We start from the raw sequence: 16,987 nt of genomic DNA, 5'->3' as shown, positions 1-16,987 counted from the left end.
TTAAACTCCCTGTTGGTTGTTAAAGAAGAGGGTGTGCAGGCGCGGGGAAAAATTGTAGTGGTGCTTTACACAAAATTCCCATATTTTTGGGGAGCGAGTCAGTTGCTCGTCCCTGCCGGTACCCATGGGCATGATCCACACCCTATCCTGGTCAAGATTGTGTTTTGTGATAAACTCCTGGACAGGTTTTAATTCATCTCCTGCCACAAATTTAAAACAGTCAGCCCGTTCGCTGTTCTCAGGCAGGTAGTGCCAAATGTTCGCCAGGTATTTGGGCGAGCAAACTTTGAAACCTCTGCAATCAGCCGGAATCAGTACCTTGCCACTGGTCTCATATTGAATCTCGATTCCCTCTGTCAGAAGAAGCCTTTCCAGGAGATTTAGGCCCGACTCCCACTGGAGAAATGGTTCTCCGCCGGTGATAATGCAGAGTCTGTTGCCCAGGGCGATTAACCTGGAAGCGACCTCTTCTACTGAAATGGTTTTGCCCGGCCCCCAGGCCTGTTTGGTGTCGCACCAGGGGCAGAGTGGTTCCACGCATCCGCTCAGTCTGAGAAAGGAGGCCGGTCTGCCCATAAGGGGGCCTTCCCCCTGGATCGAGGTGAATATCTCATGAACATCGAGGATGATATCAGGCATCGTGGCTCACCGTTGCCCAGGAGGTTGGGGTCTCGTAGAGCTGAACCTCGGTGAGCGTCACCTTCTGCTTTTTCAGGCAGGCGGCAAGAACCTTAAAAATATAGAGGGACATATTTTCTGCGGTGGTGGGCAGGTCCCGGTATTCCTCAAGCTCGTTGAGATGGGAGTGGTCATATCTTGCAATGATTTTCTCTTCAACAATCTGCTTAAGATCGGTGAAGTTAAGAACCATTCCGTTTGGTTGCACCTTGCCGGTGATGGTGATTCTGAGACAGTAGGTGTGGCCGTGAAGTTGGCTGCATTTACCGAAGGCTTCACGGTTTTCTTGATCTGTCAGGTCTTTTAGAAACAGCTTGTGGGCTGCATCAAATCTGAACTCTTTGGTTATAGTAAGCATAGCCACCTCTGCATATTGTGATTAATATCCAATACGCCTTTATTGATTTAGAGTGAGGGAGAATTTATAGAGGCGGGATTCCACTCGTCCGCCAAAAAAACAGAAACGAATATACACTTTTTTCAAATGGAAGCAACTCTAACCTGAACAGGGTAAGAGTTGAAGGTGTATATCTGCTTAACCCGGTAATCCGGGGTATTAAATATACTTATTGTCTGCGTAAGCTTTTGTGACCATATTCTGCGCACTGTTGGTGACGAAAGCAAGAGATAAGATGGTCATTTACCAACCCCATGGCTTGCATGTAAGCGTAGGCTATGGTCGGACCGAAAAATGTCATTCCCTCTGCCTTGAGGCTACGACTCAGCTTTATTGATGTTTCTGTGGTGGTGGGTATTTTACCGGGGTCCCGGTACGAGTTGGGGCTGGGTTGGTAATCTACCAAGCGCCACAGGTAGTTGGCAAAGGAACCTTCCCGCTCCTGAATTTTAAGAAATACCTGAGCGTTATTTATGGCACTGTTGATCTTGCCTCGGTGCCGAACAACCTTGCCTGCCAGGATGATTTCATCCACTCTTTCTTCAGTAAATCTGGCGACCATCTCTGGCTTAAAATCGGCGAAGGCCTGTCTGTAGGCCTCTCTGCGTTTGAGGATGGTGAGCCAGTTGAGTCCCGCTTGAGCTGATTCCAGAATAATAAATTCAAAAAGTTTTTTATCATCTGTGCAGGGTACTCCCCACTCTCTGTCATGGTACTCTTGGTAAAGCTCATTGCCCTGGCACCAGGCGCATCTGCTTATCTCTTTGTTGTTCGGTTGCTTCATGGGGTACCTCTCTCTTCCTGTTTATTTATTTTAATATAGATGTATTATTAATAGGTCAAGGGGGCAATCTGTTCAATATTTTTAGGTGGTAGCCAGGGGTAAATCTCTGCTTGTTTGTGAGGTATTATAAGAGTAATCTACATGCATATATGGATTTTTTTATTAAACATCAAAAGGACATCTGCTATGAAACTTAAAGAGAATCAATCAGCACTCGTTTTAGAAATTGATGATAATGGTGAGGTGGAAGTTCATGTAGCTTCGGGAGATCATCAGGGCGTAACGGCATCTATCTGTAGTGCAATTGCCCAGAAATTGATGACCGATGGAGATTTTCAGGGTGAGTTGATGGCAACGCTTGACTGTGAAGATGTCAGAGCCTAGTTATTTGTGAGTATGTTTTTTGCGTTTTTTGGAAGAGCCGTAGATCAATTTGATCTACGGCTCTTTTTTTTAGCTATTTACATTGAGGAGGAGGGTTGCTTTTTTCATGGCCTCATTAAAGTTTGTGGCCAGGCTATACTGCAGTTGGGGGGTGGCTGGGATATTGCTTTTGATCACTTTGACCAGTGCATCTCTGGGGCCGCTGATAATGACCTTAATCTCCAGACGATTTAATGTTTGCAGAGCAGCGCGTAGGTTTTTCAGCCCGGTGGAGTCAATGAACGGTACATGACGCATTCTAATGATAAGCACATCTGAATCCATGCCCGTTGTTGTGATAAGGCTGGCATATTTTTTTGCTGAGGCAAAAAAGAACGGTCCCGATATCTCATAGATAGAGACTCCTTGAGGAAGGCTTGAGTAATCGTCAATGATATCTTTGTCAAATGTTTCAAGGGAGCTATTGCCGGCATCGGCCATTCGCTTCATAAATATCAGGGCTGCCAGAACAATACCGACCTCGATTGCTACGGTTAGATCGACAAAAACGGTGAGGAGGAAGGTGGTGAGGAGGATGAAACGGTCAAATGTACCCATCTTTAGTATGGAAAGAAATGTACGCCATTCACTCATATTGTAGGAGACAACGATAAGAATACCGGCCAGGCAACTCATGGGGATGAGTTTTGCATATTGGCCGAAGAAGATCATAATAAGGAAGAGGCCTATTGCGTGGATAACGCCGGCTACGGGGGTGCGGCCACCATTCTTCACATTGGTTGCTGTTCGGGCAATGGCGCCTGTTGCAGGAATACCACCAAAAAACGGGGTGACAATATTAGCGATACCCTGGGCGATCAGCTCTGTATTTGATCTGTGGTTGCCGCTGATCATGCCGTCTGCCACAACTGCTGAGAGTAGGGATTCTATGGCTCCCAAGAGGGCAATGGTGATGGCCGGTCGCAGGTAGTGGGGCAGGTCGGCCAGATTGACATGCGGCAGGCAAAAACTAATTGAAGAGGGGATTTCACCGTAAAAGGTTTCAATGGTTGTTACCGGTAGCTTAAATACCTGAACTGCTACGGTTATGAAAATGATTGCCAGAAATGATCCCGGTATTTTTTTTATAAATCGGCCAGAACAGGTGGCAATGAGTATGGTGATTATGCAGATACTTACAGCAGAGATATTTGTCGAGGAGATGTTGGCAAAATAGGTATGCCACTTGCCAACCATATCACCGGGCATGGCGAAGATGGTGAGCCCCAGAGCATCTTTTACTTGAGTGGTAAATATAACAATGGCAATGCCGCTGGTAAAGCCGACGATCAGTGGATAGGGGAAATAGCTGAGGAGAGAACCAAGACCAAATACTCCAAAGAGGACCAGAAAACATCCTGCCATTATTGTTGAAATTATCAGTCCGTCCATTCCATACTGTTGCAGTATGCCAAAGACAATGACAATAAAGGCCCCGGTCGGGCCGCCTATCTGGACGCGACTACCACCCAGGATAGCAATAATTAATCCTGCGACAACGGCAGTAACCAAGCCCTTTTCTGGAGAGACTCCCGAGGCAACGGCAAAGGCGATTGCCAGCGGCAGGGCAACAACAGCCACGACTAAACCTGAGAATAGATCGTTTATAAATTGCTCTTTTGAGTAGCCTAATTTTAATATGGAAAAGAGCTTTGGAGAGAAGTTGTTTTTCATGAAATATTCATTACCTAAATGATACCTGTCTCAGGAAGACGGACCATCGCATTGAGGATATAGTAGGGCAAGTACTCTGTACCTGCCAGAGTGATGTCTTCTTGTGCTAGGTATAGCTTAAGAAGTATTTGCCCAAATATTGCCCATCATTTAATGCGTTAAATAATTCAATGAAACTGTGTTGCTAAATCATCATTTATACTGATGATTTGAGTACCGCAGATGTTAAGGAGAACTGCTTTCTTTTCAGTTTTCCAGTAAAATATAATCTGTATATATAGCAAAAAACCCCTTGTAGCAAGGGGATTTTTGCCCTCTTTACCAAACCCCATTGGGCCGTTATCTATCTTGGCGTAAATACGTATGCACCATCTTTCGCTTGTAACGAAGGTGGGTTAGTCTGGTCGGTCAACGCCCCCTCGCTCTTTCTCTCGGGTAGGTCTGTCCGTCCAAGAGAAGAGGACTATATTTGGAACCTCTCAACATGATCCTTGAGTTGTTCTGCAAGTCCGGCCAGATCCTTGGCATTTTTTTCAACACTGCTACTGTTGCTGGCAATATGGCTGGCAGTGCTGTCAACGCTGTTGATGTCTTTGCTGATCTCTTCCGCTACCGCAGAGCTGGATTGGATATTGCAGCTAATTTCCTTAAGACCGCTGGATGCCTGATTTATGCTGGTGGCAATCTCTCGTGTGCTTGCAGATTGTTGCTCTACCGCCGAGGCTATTGTCGAGATAATATCATCGATACGACTGATTACCTGACCGATATGCTCGGTTTCCTCAATGGCCCCAGCTGTATCAGTTTGTATTTCAGAGATGCTGCTGGTAATCTCTATGGTTGCAGCAGAGGTCTGATTGGCAAGCTGTTTGATCTCAGCTGCAACAACGGCAAAACCCTTGCCAGCCTCACCTGCTCTGGCCGCTTCAATGGTAGCGTTGAGGGCAAGGAGATTTGTCTGTGCCGATATTTCTGTGATTGTCCCTGTGATCTTGCCAATATTCTGAGCAGAGTTCCCTAGATGTTTCATTTTTTGGGTGGCATGGCTTGCCTCTGTCACCGCTGTTTCGGATATGCTTTTTGCATTCGCCGCATTTTTGGCAATTTCATTGATGGTTGCAGTCATCTCTTCAGTGGATGCCGCCATTATATTGATATTGCTGTTAGCCTCTGTCATAGCCTCCGAGACAAGGGTCATGTTTGAACTCATCTCCACGCTTGCCGAGGCCACACTATGAGATCTATGGGTCATCTCTTCGGCCCCTTTCGACATCTCTGCCGCGACATTTTCCAGTGAACCCGATGCACCTTTGAGGGTTTCTATCTGTCGGGCAATGTTTTGCATTATGTCGTGGAGTTGGCTGAGAAAGTGGTTGAAATTATGTCCAAGGATGCCTATCTCATCCTTTGACGCAATATTTGCCTGTACGGTGAGATTACCATCTGCCGCCTGATTAAAGTTTGAGCCGATCTGCTCAAGAGGTATTTTTACCATATGGCGGAGGAGAAAAAATATGGCAATGCCTATCACGGTTAGCATGGTAAGGACAGAAATGGCTGCGGCAATCAGGTAGTTATCTGCTATGGTTGCTATGCCCTCATCGGTCTCTCTTTTTGCCTGTTGCAGGGCCTTGGTGGAAAAACGAAAAAACATGACGCCGCCGTGGTCCATTTGTTTGTTCCAGCCTGTGTGGCAGCGTAGGCAGTCTCCTGTGATCTTCTGTGGCTGATAGATGTTTATGCTCTTCTCGTCGGTGGAGATGGATATTTCTCCTCCGCTTATCTGCTTCTGGATCTCTCTGGGCAGCTTCTGGCCCAGAAATTCGCTTTTTGAGGAGTAGTTGACCCTGTTATTGGTGTCAAAGAGAGAGAATTCCAGGAGACCGTCGATTTTTCTGGTCTGCTTTAACAGGGCAGAAAATTTTTCCATCTCACCTCGATTAAGTGAACCCTCTACGGATTTAGCCACCGAGTGATAGAGGTTAGCGGCAAAGGCCTGTTCTCGGTTGCTCAGGAGTTCTATGTTTGCTTGAGCAAGGTTGTTAATTTGTTTTTCCAGTTGTGAATACTGGATGAGCTGTGCTACTACAACAACTAGAGTAAGACAGCTGAGAAGGGCTAGAATTAACTTAGTATGTAGTTTCATATTGTTACTCGCTCTTGCGATAGAAGGGGAGTGATTTTTTTTGAGCAAATTGGGGTGATGAGCAGCCTATGCAGGGAGCACCGGCTTTTATGCAGGCATTGGTGCCGCCGTTGCGATCTCGTATCGTGCAGTCTGCATAGGTACTGACTCCGAGGCAGCCGAGTTTGAAAAGGCAGCCGGGATCAGAAAATTTACGGGCAAAATTTTCCTGTTCATAGTCGCTAAACCTTGGACACTTATCATGATTTTTACTGGCAAAGAACATCTTGGGTCGCCTCTGCTCATCGCATGGTGGTAGACCGAATTTACAGAGATGGACCAAGGTGCCCACCAACCAGTCGGGATGGGAGGGACAACCGGGAATATTGATGATTGGGGTTTTGATCTTATTGGCCTGGAGAAATGGGCCAAGGGGGACAGCTCCCGTCGGATTGCCCTCGGCTGCTGGAATTCCGCCAAAGGCAGCGCAGGTGCCAAGGGCAATTACGTAATCAGCCCTCTCGGCAGCTTGTTTTATCAATTCCCCAACGGGGATGCCCCCCATCATGCAGGCCTCGGGCATTCCTGCCGGAATGCTCCCCTCAACAACTAAAATATAGCCACCCTGCTGAACAGATTTTCGCACTATATGCATACAGCTCTCCCCCGTTGCTGCCGAGAGGGTGTGGTGGAAGAGCAGCGAGATATATTGGGTGAGCAGCTCGGCTGGCCCGGGGGACTCGGAATCAAGCATGGAGATGCTGCAACCTGAACAACTTTGGGCCTGGAGCCACAAAACCTTGCTACGGCCGGTGGTAAGTGCCTCGAGGGCCTCAGCTACCTGAGGGATGGCCGAAGAACCCAGTCCCAGTACCACAGACATTTTGGCACTGAGCTCTAAAAACTGTCTACGTGTAAGTGTGGTCATTATCTTCTCCTAGTGAACGGCGCATGCCAGGCATGGATCGTAGGAACGGACGATTCGTGCTGCTTCAAGGGGGTTTGTCTTATCGGCAACGATGGTGCCGATAAGTGATTGTTCAACGGGGCCGGGGATCTGCTTGTCATCCTTTGGGGAGCAGTTCCATGTGGTGGGAACAATACATTCATAACGGCCGATCTTTTGTTTTTCGATCGTTACCCAGTGTCCCAGGGCGCCGCGTGGTGCCTCCATCATCCCCCTGCCCTCTGCCTGTTGTGGGATGTTAAAGTCCACTGCCGTTGGCTGGTCAGGGCGCAGCTGCTCCATCCACTCTTCGCATTTCTCTATGATTACTTCAAGTTCAATGAATCTGGCAATATGACGGCCGAGGCAGGAGTCCAGGTCAGTGAGGGAGAGATCTGTCTTCTGCAGAAAAGCGTTGCTCGCCTCCTGCATTTTTTTATTGCCTTTGGCCTGGGCGACCATCAGTCTGGCAAGAGGACCGACCTCCATAGCTTCTCCTCGATAGCGAGGGGCCTTGATCCAGCTGTAGGCCCCGCTTTTATGCGGTTCCGGAACTGTTTTCTCTCTGCCAGAATCACTGCTGTACTTGGAAAAGGAGACATCCTCTTTTATTGATATATCATCAACCTCTTCTAACTTTCCTTGCAGGAGGGCGCCTGCGGGTAGCAGAGGCGATTTTTCCAGGTTGGCATCACCGAAGGCACCAAAACTGAGGAAATTACCACAGCTCTTGCCGATGGAAAGATATGAGGGGAACTCTGCAGTAATGGCCAATAGGTCATTTCGGTAGGAGTTGTTGATGAAGCCCTTTAATTGGGCCAGTTTAGATTTGCATTGGATGATTTTTTTGGTAGTGACTTTTTCGGTAATTCCTCCCGGGACAATAGAGGCCATATGGGGCATTTTACCGGCAAATATTGCAATTAACTGGTGTGCTGTTGCCCGCATCTCAAGGGCGATAAAGTAGTTACGTAGGGCGGTGATGTTAAAGTCGACATCTTTTAGGTAGCGTCCTTGGTAGCGGGGGAGAAAGGGGGCGGCGGGAAATAAGTTTTTGGAGGCGAGTTCTGCTTTTACCCAGTTTTGCATGGCCAGGAGAAATGCATCACCACCCTTATAGTCTAAGATTGCCGTTATATCGATAAAATCAAGGGCTGAGAGGTGGTAGAAGTGGGTGATGTGGCTTTGGATATAGTTGCTGGCCAGCATGATATTACGCTGGAGACGAGCATTTTCAGGGAGTTGAATCCCGTAGGCCTGTTCCTGGGCAAGCACCGAGGCAATACCATGGGAGACGGGACATACACCACAGATTCTCTGGACAATTTGTTGCGCATCCAGTGGGGATCTTCCTTGAAGAATCTGTTCAAAACCTCTAACCATTTCCCCCGTGCACTGTGCATCCTTCACCCTGTTGTTTTGTACGTTAAGACTTACTGCGAGGTGCCCTTCAATACGTGTAAAGGGATCCAGTTTTACAATCGAGGACATAGTCGCTTACTCCACTGTTGGATATAGATAAGAAAAACGGATATTTGTTCTGTTGTTGAGACGTAAAGAATATTCTGACGAGCTGGGTATAAAGTTGACCATCTTTTCCATTGCAGGTGGAAATGTTTAATCTATGATGTACGCGGTGGAATTTAATAAGTCTGGAACTTTGCTAGGTATATTATCATGATTTCAAGTTAAATCAAGCATATAAGTATTTTTGGCTTTTTTGTATGATTCTTTCCCTGCTTCGACCCGTGGAAAGGGTTCAGGAAAACTGTGCTAGGGATGTTGCTAGGGAGATAGGAGGTGGGTGCAAAAAACTATCTGGGTGGGCAGAGTTATTTGTCAGTTATTACTCTGCCCCGGAAGTTTTTTGTCTTTAGATTGGTCCCTATTTGTTGGTGAGGGCTATTTTTTCGGCCTTAAACCAACTTTCCAGGGAGTTTGTGACCATGGTGATGGCTAAGGGAAGGTCTTTTTCCTGACGCATAGCGCTAATAAATTTGGGTAACCACTGTTCCAGGTGAACCTGAATGAATTTTTTTTGCAGATTCTTCAGGTTTTGATCCCTGGGTCGATTTGCCTGCTCCTTAAGTAGGAGGATATAGGCATTCAGTTGGTGAGAGAGATGATCGACAGCTTGGCTGTCCGGGGCCTTAACGCCTAAGAAAGAGTAAAAATTTTGAATTTCAAGTGCGGCACTTGTCTTGGTGCTGTTTTCGTTGATATAGGCAGAGGCGTAGGGGGGTGCAGGACTGAGCGTCGGCTTGCTAAAGAGGCGTTTAAAGTCAGCTTCTACCTTAAACCAATCCGTATTGGCGGGCAGTGGGGTATGGGAAAACGCTGCAAGCTCTGTGACAGCCTGTTGGATTTCTTCTTTATTATGGGCGAAGAAAAAATTGCGCAAAAATATCGTCCTGTGTGTTATGTCATTTTTATTATCCATGCGAATAATTTTATCATAAGTTTACGGCTAGTTAAAGTTTTTTAAAAAGAGATAGGCTGCCGTGCAGCTATTTTACCAGCTCCTTGAATTATGATTGTCGAGATATGGGACTGCCAGGCCTCTCTCTTTTTAAATGGGCGCCAGTATTCAACTTAGAATAGCTGAGGCTATTTTGGTTAAGAGATCTGAGGCCTGGCTTTTAATGTATTAGAGTGGTGCCAGATTAAGCTTTTTTTTGTCTCTTTTTGTTGAACAGGGCGATTGCGCCACAGAGATTGAAGATAAGGCTGATTCCTAAAATCACGCCCCACCTCTTTGGTACGGTCTTGGCGGATGTTGATTTGAGTATTAGGGGAGAATCTGTTTCATCGGCCCTGGTGACTGAACATTTGCCGTTTACCTTATGGCCTCGGCCATCATAGACCTTTATCTGCCATTCTCCGGGACTGTTGGGCCGGAAGGCAAATCGTCCTCTCCTGTCAGTCCTGCCGTTTTGATATTCACTCTCCTTATCTGTCGGGCTAAAAATTAGTACCTCTGCGTATGGCATTAGACTACCAGTAGAGTAATAAAATTCCATGGTTACAGTGTCATCGTTGTCCACTATTCTGTAGCCTGTCCCGTGGGCGCATGACGCTGTAGGGGAACTCAGAGTCATTGCCATAAGAAGAAGGGAGAGAGCGACAAGAGATGGGTAAATTTTTACTCTCATCTTGTTACACTGAAAACGAGAACAGCCCGTAGTATATGTTTGTCGTAATCCGCTGTAGCCTTATCATCTATATGCTCAACCCTAAGCATCCATGTCCCCGCGTGAGTGATCTGGACATGGGCTATGCCGCTATCATCGGTTTCGGTGAAGTAGGCATAGGTGTTTACTCTGTTACTAAATCCATCATAGGTGGCATAAACTTTTGTGGAAAGTGGCTTGCCGTCAGCTAAAATTTGGAAGGACATCTCTTTGCCGACAATAGCCTTAGCAGGATTTGAGATTGGTACTATTTCAAGTTGTTGTCCGAGAATCTGGCTATAACCATTATCTGCCTTGCCGGCATTGATAAGTGTTTTGCAGAATTTTTCATATTTACCGCTGGAGATAACTCCTTTGCACTTCTTTTTACTCGCCTGTTTCCATCCTGTTGTTGTTTGGGTCCAGGTAATACCATGGCGATGGCCAACAAGTATGGATGTGCCAGCCTCCTTGATATCGGCGGTACCATCCAGAGTGAGGAGGGTGTCATTTTTTTGTAGTGACAGTTTTGTTTTTTTGTCGCCTTTAATCAGGGCAACTTCAACCTGGTTGATTGCCTCTGCCTCTTCACTGATCATGAAGGCATGACAGGAGATGACATTAAAGGGTAGTTTATGGTCGACGGGAACATTGAACTGAACAGGTTTTACAATAAATTCATGGGCATTTGCAGATGAGAGGAAGAGCAGAGTAGCACAAAAAAAAGTGAGTGAGGTGAAAGCCTTTTTCATTTAATTCTCCTGAAATTATCTGTTTCTACTAAGAATTTGAGATGTTTTACCGAAGATATTTTTTTAGGTAAAAAGTCTCTTTGACTGCCTGAACTTCGTAACACTAAATTACAAAAAGTGTTACGAAGCTCAATGTATTAGCAAGGAGAGGCGTTTCTGTCAAGGATGAAGTAACACAAAGATATAATTCGTGTTACTTGCGTTGGGCTCATGGCAGATTGAGGCTCTGGCGTTAGGGTGTGGCGGGATATAGATTGAGCGGGCGAGGGCTAGCTGTGTGACTCACATTTTATTTGAGATAGGTACTTCTCTGTTACTGTCCGTAAAATTACTCTATCTCTATATTTATTGGTTTAGTCAGCCATATTATGGGGACAAGGCAGAGGCAGATTACGCCAGTTGCCCAGAAGAGATCCACCGTGGAGAGCATATAGGCCTGGCGCATAATTATCTTACTCATAAGAGATATATTGCCATGTACATCTCTGAGGTAGCCCATTGAATACTGGTTGTAGACGGTGAAATTTTCAGCGATTCTTGCATAGTGAAATGTCATTCTGTCGTCCCAGGCGGTGGTGACCACGGAAGACGAGAAACTGCCTGAAAGTGTTCTAAAAAAACTGGAGAGGGCAACTGCTGTGGCAATCTGTGAAGAGGGTAAACCGTCTATGATCATTCTCTGCAGGGGGACAAGAAAGGGCATGGTTGCAGCCCCCACCACCAGCTGGGGCAGGAAGATGATGAAAAAGGAGTTGTCGAGAGAAAAATTTGCCCGCCAAAAACCGACTATGGCAAAGTTAACAAAGGCATAGGTTAAGATAAGACGGAGATCAACTTTTCTTGTCAGATAGGCCATCATGGGTGCGGAAACCACGGCGAGGATTCCGGAGGGAGAGGTGGCAAGTCCTGCCCATGTTGCCGTATATCCCATGACTCCCTGTAACCAGAGGGGCAGGAGTACCGATGAACCAAAGTATATGCCGTAACCCAGACCCATAATAAGAACGGCCAGGGAAAAATTACGGTTTTTAAAGAGCCTGACATTAACCACTGGGTTGTCGTGGTAATACTCCCAAATGATCATCACTCCCCAGGAGACAAGGGCAACAAGGCCAAGGCCTATGATAAATGTGGATTGGAACCAGTCGTGCTGTTTGCCCAGATCAAGTAGCATCTGCAGGCTACCAGCGGCAAAGACCAATAGGCCTATACCTATGTAATCGATGCTTGGGCGGCTACGGGTAGTTTCCTTTCCCTTGAGCAGCATGCTACAGGAGATAAGGACAAAAATACCAATGGGTACATTGATAAAAAATATCCATGACCAGTGGTAATTGTCGGTGAGGTAGCCGCCGAGGATGGGGCCGACAATGGGGGCGACGATAATGGTTAGGGTCCATAGGGCCAGGGCTGTCCCTCTCTTCTCTTTGGAGTAACAACGGAGTAGTAAGCTCTGGGAGAGGGGGGCTATAGAGCCCGATACTGCGCCTTGGAGAATGCGATAGATAACCAGCGATTCCATGCTGGTTGCCGTTCCACAGAGAAAAGAGGTGAGGGTGAAGCCTATGACGGCGAAGAGAAAGAGGCGCACCTCGCCGAATCGGTGACTGAGGAAGCCGGTGAGGGGCATGGAGATCGCATTTGCTGCTCCAAAGGCGGTAATGACCCAGGTGCCCTGATCTACCGAGACTCCCACATTACCGGCAATGGTGGGGACGGCGACGTTGGCAATGGTGGTATCCAGTACCATCATAAAGGCGGCCATGGCCAGGGAAAATGTTGCGGCAGTAAGCTTAATGCCCTGTAGCCACTGCGTGCTCTGGGGGGAGTTGGCCATTATTTATTGTTATGGATAAGGAGGGTATTAAGAAAATCTCTGGCCTGTTGCTCGGCCAGTTGTCTATGGCTTTGATAGATCGCGGAGATGTCATCGTGCTGTTGAATGTGCTGAAAGCTCTTCTCCTCTTGATCTTTAGTATCTACCCTTACTGTCATCGACATGCCTATCCGTAGGGGGTGCTTTTTGATTTGATCCGGGCTGATGAAGATTTTGACGGGTACCCTCTGCACTATTTTAATCCAGTTGCCCGTGGCGTTCTCGGCAGGGATTGCTGAAAATGCGCTACCGGTTCCAGCACCGATGCCTGCAATAATGCCCTCAAATGGGAGCTTCTTGCCATAGATATCGGAGATAAGTTCTACGGCTTGGCCGATGCGGATATCTCCGAGCTGAGTTTCCTTGAAATTTGCTACCACCCAGACATTATCAAGGGGGATGACGGCCATCAGAGGCTGTCCGGGAGAGATCCTTTCGCCGGCCTGAATGCTCCTGTTGGCTATGAGGCCATGCATTGGGGCAATGATGGTGCTGTTTATCCTTGCCAGATAGATCTCTTGCAGGTGAGCGGTGGCCAGTTTGATTTCAGGGTTGTTTTGTAGCTCTTCGCCTGGAAAAATGGTCTGTTTTGCCTCTAGTCCCTGGCGGGCACTGTCACGTTGGGCCCTGGCAATTTTGATTGCCTGTCCCATGTGTTGTAGGTTCTCCAGAGTGACGGTGCCATCAAGATCTCCGCCTGCCCGTCTGGCCAGATCGGCCTCAAGTTCGGCAATTTTAAAATCCGTGGCCCTTATATTGTCTTTAAGTTGGCCGGTGGTAAGGTACTGGCTCTTGACCGTGCGCACAATCCTGGTCAGATTGGCCTCAGCTATTTTTTCCTGTATGAGGAGATCGTTTTGCTCAAGCTCGATAAGAATTTGTTGTTGATCGACAAACTCTGTGTTGGAGACAGAGATCTTTTGCACCGTTCCGGCAATTTTGGAGCTGATAATGATGGTGTTGCCTATAACATAGGCATCGTCGGTTGATTCCTGTTGTCTCTGTGAGAGAAAAATCCATATGACGATGCCGATTGCGATGGCTATTAAAAAAATAGCTATAAGGAGGTTTCTTTTTGGCTTATTTTCCTGTGATGTTGTGGGCATTTATTTCTCCGTAGCAGCTTTTGGGCTGTAACCGCCGCCCAGAGCCATGATAAGGCGTAATTGGCTCTGCAGTGTTGCTGTCTCTGTTTTAATAAGATTGAGGAAGGTTTGCTGCCATCTGCTCTCTGCCTGGTTCATCAGGAGATATGGACTAATTCCCCGCTGATATTTTTTTCTGGCAATATCATATGCCTGCCTCTGCTTTTCGGTTGAGATGCCGGTGAGCATCTCTTGCTCTTGGCTTGTCTTGAGTAAAATAATGGCATCGGATGCCTCGCGTACGGCTCCGAGCAGGGATTGGTTATAGTCAAGTACGGCTCTGTCGTACATTATATTGGCAATAGAGAGACCCGCATCTCGAAGGCCACCATCATAGAGGGGGAGGCTGGTGGCAATTGATCCGCTGAGAAGGGAGAGCTTGTCTGGATGTATGTTGGTCATTGCCAGAAAAGCCCCGCCAAGCATAAGGTTAAAATCGGGATAGAAGGCAGTCCGTGCCACCTTTATCTCGGCGGCATAGGCCTGCACAATCCATTTTTTGCCCTGAATGTCGGGGCGTCTTGCCAGCAGATTCATGGGGATGGATAGAACCTCTTGCAGCGGTGCTATGAGGGTAAGTTTTCCATCTACCAGGGGGGCGAGTTGTTCTGTTGTTCTGGCCAGGTAGAGTGCTATTTGATTTTTTGCAAGTATTTCTTGGGCTTTAGCTCCTGTCAGTTCTGCCCTGAGAAGGTGGCTATAGCTTTGGCTCTGCAGTAACTCTTCGTAGGGGAGAAAACCTCTTTTTACGCTCCCTACGATAATCTCCTCTGCTGCCTTCTGGTTTGTTATCATCCTATGCAGGACCTGCTTTTGTTGCCGATTGTTCTGTAGGTTTAAATAGCTCTGGGCGATGGAGACGGCCAGGGCCAACCTGGCCTGGGTGACATTTACCTGAGCGGCCTTCTCTCTGTTGCTTGCCGCAAGTACCCTGTTCTCTATCTTGCCCCAAAAATCTAAGTTGTAGCCAACCATGGGCAGGGCCAGGGCAAATGCTGAATTTTGACTGGGAAAATCTCCCTTGGCAGCAAGGCCACCACCGTTCAGTTTAAGGTTGGCCTGCACCTTTTGTCCTGCCTGGTTGAGAAGAACCTGTTGCTTGGCCAATGAGAGGCGATAACTCACCTGCTGTAAATTGAGGTTTTGCCGGAGGCCCATCTCTATCAGGGTGTTGAGTTGAGGGTCTCTGAAATCTTCCCACCAGCGGCAGGTTCTGATCTGCATTTCAGCTCTTATACCAATTTCTTCTGGGGTAAGTAGCTGTTGGTGGTGGGCTTCTTTTGGGGGGATCATGCTACAGCTTAACAGCAGTAGGGGCGTGAGTAGGAGGAGTAGTGATCGTCGTAGCTGTGAAGCAAACATTGATACCTCAATTCTTATGTTAGGCAGAGGAGGGTTGGTTGGGGTTGTTTACAGTGCTTTTGCAGGATAATAGCTTGATTTGAAAAAAAAAACCACCCTGGCAGGGGGGAATCTGTCAGGGTGGGAGAGAAACTAATAAAAAGTGTTCTTGGTTCGAGGACTATTTTCTCTGCTTTATGGATTATAGGGGGAGATTTTGCATAAACTCCTGAAAGCAGGGACTCTCCTTGTCAATGACCTGCTTTTTTCCCATGGCATCGATGGCCACATAGGTAAAGGCTGCCTTGGTAACTAAAAAACGTTCATGGGCGTGGGCTGTACCGGATGCGGAGGTCTTTTTTGTCCAGACCTCCAAATTTATTTTCATCGATGTGGTGCCGATATGAATTACCTTGCCATGGCAGCAGACTACGTCGCCGACGCTTACCGGTTTAATGAAAACGATACTGTCTACGGCAACTGTGACTGTACGGGCACAGCTGATCTCCTTGGCTAAAATACCACCGGCAATATCCATCTGTGACATAATCCAACCACCGAAGATGTCACCATTGGGGTTTGTGTCAGAGGGCATGGCCAGAGTGCGTAGCAGTAATTCACCAGCGGGGGCATAGGGCTGTTCTTCCATTAGATTCTTCCTTCTTCAACGCCATGACAGGCGACCTGTGATCCGCAGTCGAGTCGTCTGATGATGGGCATTTCGGTTCGACATCGTTTATCCGCATAGGGACACCTTCCATGAAAAACACAACCGGATGGCAGGTCTATGGGGGTTGGTACATCGCCCTGCAGGCGCAGATGCTGAAAACCCTTCTGGCCAAATTGCGGAATTGCTGAGAGCAAGGCTCGGGTGTAGGGATGACGTGGATTGGAGTAGAGGTTTTCGGTCTCGGCGAATTCACAGAGAGTGCCGAGGTACATTACTGCCACCTCATTGGAAATATGCTCTACCACAGAGAGATCGTGACTGATAAACATATAGGTCAGTCCCCGCTCCTGCTGAAGGTCCATGAGGAGGTTGAGTACCTGGGCCTGGATAGAGACATCGAGGGCGGCAATGGGTTCATCGGCCACAATGAACTCAGGATCAACGGCCAGGGCCCGGGCAATGGCAATGCGTTGCCTCTGTCCACCTGAAAATTCATGGGGGAAACGTTTACGCCAGAGCGGATCAATTCCCACCTGCTGCATAACCTCTGCAACCTTATCGGTGACATCGCCTGCAGTGTAGGAGCGATTGTGAAAACGGATCGGTTCTTCAAGTATCTGGGCAACGCTCATGCGGGGATTGAGCGAGGAGTAGGGGTCCTGAAAGACCATCTGCATTCGTGTTCGGTAGGGCGCCATATGCTTGTGACTGAGGTTGTCTATCCGCTTGCCATCATAGATGATCTGACCACCATTTGGCTCATAGAGGCGAATAACGCATCGAGCCAGGGTGGATTTGCCACAACCGGATTCACCAACAACGCTGACTGTCTTGCCACGACCAATATCGAGGCTCACCCCGTTGAGAGCGTGAACTACGCTCTGTTCACGAACGAATTTATTATTTTTAAAACGTATCTGTTCAAGCAAACCACCTGAGATGTCAAAGTGTTTGACTACGTTTTGGATGCTAACAAGAGTATCTTTTTTCATACCATAACCTTTGT

General features: G+C 47.5%; 16 protein-coding genes. 1 reads left to right on the top strand and 15 read right to left on the bottom strand.

Features of this window, described 5'->3' with window-relative positions:
• From DP_RS00840 to DP_RS00830, 3 genes are all read right to left on the bottom strand, one after another.
• A complete protein-coding gene (locus DP_RS00840) occupies window positions 1-639 on the bottom strand; it encodes a 7-carboxy-7-deazaguanine synthase QueE (protein WP_011187411.1) in 639 nt (212 codons plus the stop codon).
• Window positions 632-1,036 (bottom strand): 6-pyruvoyl trahydropterin synthase family protein, encoded by a 405-nt coding sequence (locus tag DP_RS00835; protein WP_041277452.1) that lies wholly within the window; start codon window positions 1,034-1,036, stop codon window positions 632-634. Before DP_RS00835 ends, DP_RS00840 begins: the two co-directional genes overlap by 8 nt.
• A 208-nt stretch (window positions 1,037-1,244) precedes the next feature.
• Window positions 1,245-1,859, bottom strand: coding sequence for a DNA-3-methyladenine glycosylase I (locus DP_RS00830; protein WP_011187409.1), 615 nt, complete (start codon window positions 1,857-1,859; stop codon window positions 1,245-1,247).
• A gap of 186 nt (window positions 1,860-2,045) precedes the next feature.
• Here DP_RS00830 and DP_RS00825 point away from each other — a divergent pair, with 186 nt between their 5' ends.
• Window positions 2,046-2,243, top strand: a complete 198-nt coding sequence (locus DP_RS00825; protein ID WP_041277451.1) for a hypothetical protein — start codon at window positions 2,046-2,048, stop codon at window positions 2,241-2,243.
• Window positions 2,244-2,312: 69 nt separating this feature from the next.
• On the opposite strand, the gene DP_RS00820 is transcribed toward DP_RS00825, so the two are convergent.
• From DP_RS00820 to DP_RS00765, 12 genes are all read right to left on the bottom strand, one after another.
• The gene (locus tag DP_RS00820) at window positions 2,313-3,956 is read right to left on the bottom strand and encodes a SulP family inorganic anion transporter (RefSeq protein WP_011187408.1); all 1,644 of its coding nucleotides are present in this window, start codon (window positions 3,954-3,956) and stop codon (window positions 2,313-2,315) included.
• 463 nt (window positions 3,957-4,419) lie between these two features.
• Entirely contained in the window at window positions 4,420-6,102 is a 1,683-nt protein-coding gene (locus DP_RS00815) for a methyl-accepting chemotaxis protein (RefSeq protein WP_049784968.1), read from the bottom strand.
• Between the two features lie 4 nt (window positions 6,103-6,106).
• Window positions 6,107-7,009: a hydrogenase small subunit gene (locus tag DP_RS00810; RefSeq protein ID WP_011187405.1), complete on the bottom strand. Its 903-nt coding sequence runs from the start codon at window positions 7,007-7,009 to the stop codon at window positions 6,107-6,109.
• 9 nt (window positions 7,010-7,018) lie between these two features.
• The gene (locus DP_RS00805; RefSeq protein ID WP_011187404.1) at window positions 7,019-8,518 is read right to left on the bottom strand and encodes a nickel-dependent hydrogenase large subunit; all 1,500 of its coding nucleotides are present in this window, start codon (window positions 8,516-8,518) and stop codon (window positions 7,019-7,021) included.
• Between the two features lie 394 nt (window positions 8,519-8,912).
• Entirely contained in the window at window positions 8,913-9,428 is a 516-nt protein-coding gene (locus DP_RS16420; protein WP_162096613.1) for a molecular chaperone TorD family protein, read from the bottom strand.
• A 262-nt stretch (window positions 9,429-9,690) separates the two neighbouring features.
• Complete coding sequence (locus DP_RS00795; protein ID WP_011187402.1) at window positions 9,691-10,179, bottom strand: hypothetical protein; 489 nt, start codon at window positions 10,177-10,179, stop codon at window positions 9,691-9,693.
• Window positions 10,176-10,949, bottom strand: a complete 774-nt coding sequence (locus DP_RS00790; protein ID WP_011187401.1) for a DUF4198 domain-containing protein — start codon at window positions 10,947-10,949, stop codon at window positions 10,176-10,178. Before DP_RS00790 ends, DP_RS00795 begins: the two co-directional genes overlap by 4 nt.
• A 328-nt stretch (window positions 10,950-11,277) precedes the next feature.
• A complete protein-coding gene (locus DP_RS00785) occupies window positions 11,278-12,786 on the bottom strand; it encodes a DHA2 family efflux MFS transporter permease subunit (protein ID WP_011187400.1) in 1,509 nt (502 codons plus the stop codon).
• Complete coding sequence (locus tag DP_RS00780; RefSeq protein WP_011187399.1) at window positions 12,786-13,931, bottom strand: HlyD family secretion protein; 1,146 nt, start codon at window positions 13,929-13,931, stop codon at window positions 12,786-12,788. The genes DP_RS00785 and DP_RS00780 overlap by 1 nt, the downstream gene beginning before the upstream one ends.
• Window positions 13,932-15,263, bottom strand: coding sequence for an efflux transporter outer membrane subunit (locus DP_RS00775; protein ID WP_041277450.1), 1,332 nt, complete (start codon window positions 15,261-15,263; stop codon window positions 13,932-13,934).
• A 250-nt stretch (window positions 15,264-15,513) separates the two neighbouring features.
• Entirely contained in the window at window positions 15,514-15,960 is a 447-nt protein-coding gene (gene yciA / locus DP_RS00770; protein ID WP_011187397.1) for an acyl-CoA thioester hydrolase YciA, read from the bottom strand.
• Window positions 15,960-16,973, bottom strand: a complete 1,014-nt coding sequence (locus tag DP_RS00765; RefSeq protein WP_011187396.1) for an ABC transporter ATP-binding protein — start codon at window positions 16,971-16,973, stop codon at window positions 15,960-15,962. Before DP_RS00765 ends, yciA begins: the two co-directional genes overlap by 1 nt.
• Between the last annotated feature and the right edge of the window lie 14 nt (window positions 16,974-16,987).

Source organism: Desulfotalea psychrophila LSv54 (genome assembly GCF_000025945.1).
GTDB classification, from domain to species: Bacteria; Desulfobacterota; Desulfobulbia; order Desulfobulbales; family Desulfocapsaceae; genus Desulfotalea; species Desulfotalea psychrophila.
Note: the sequence above shows the minus strand (reverse complement) of the source record. Positions and strands in the feature narration are given on the sequence as shown.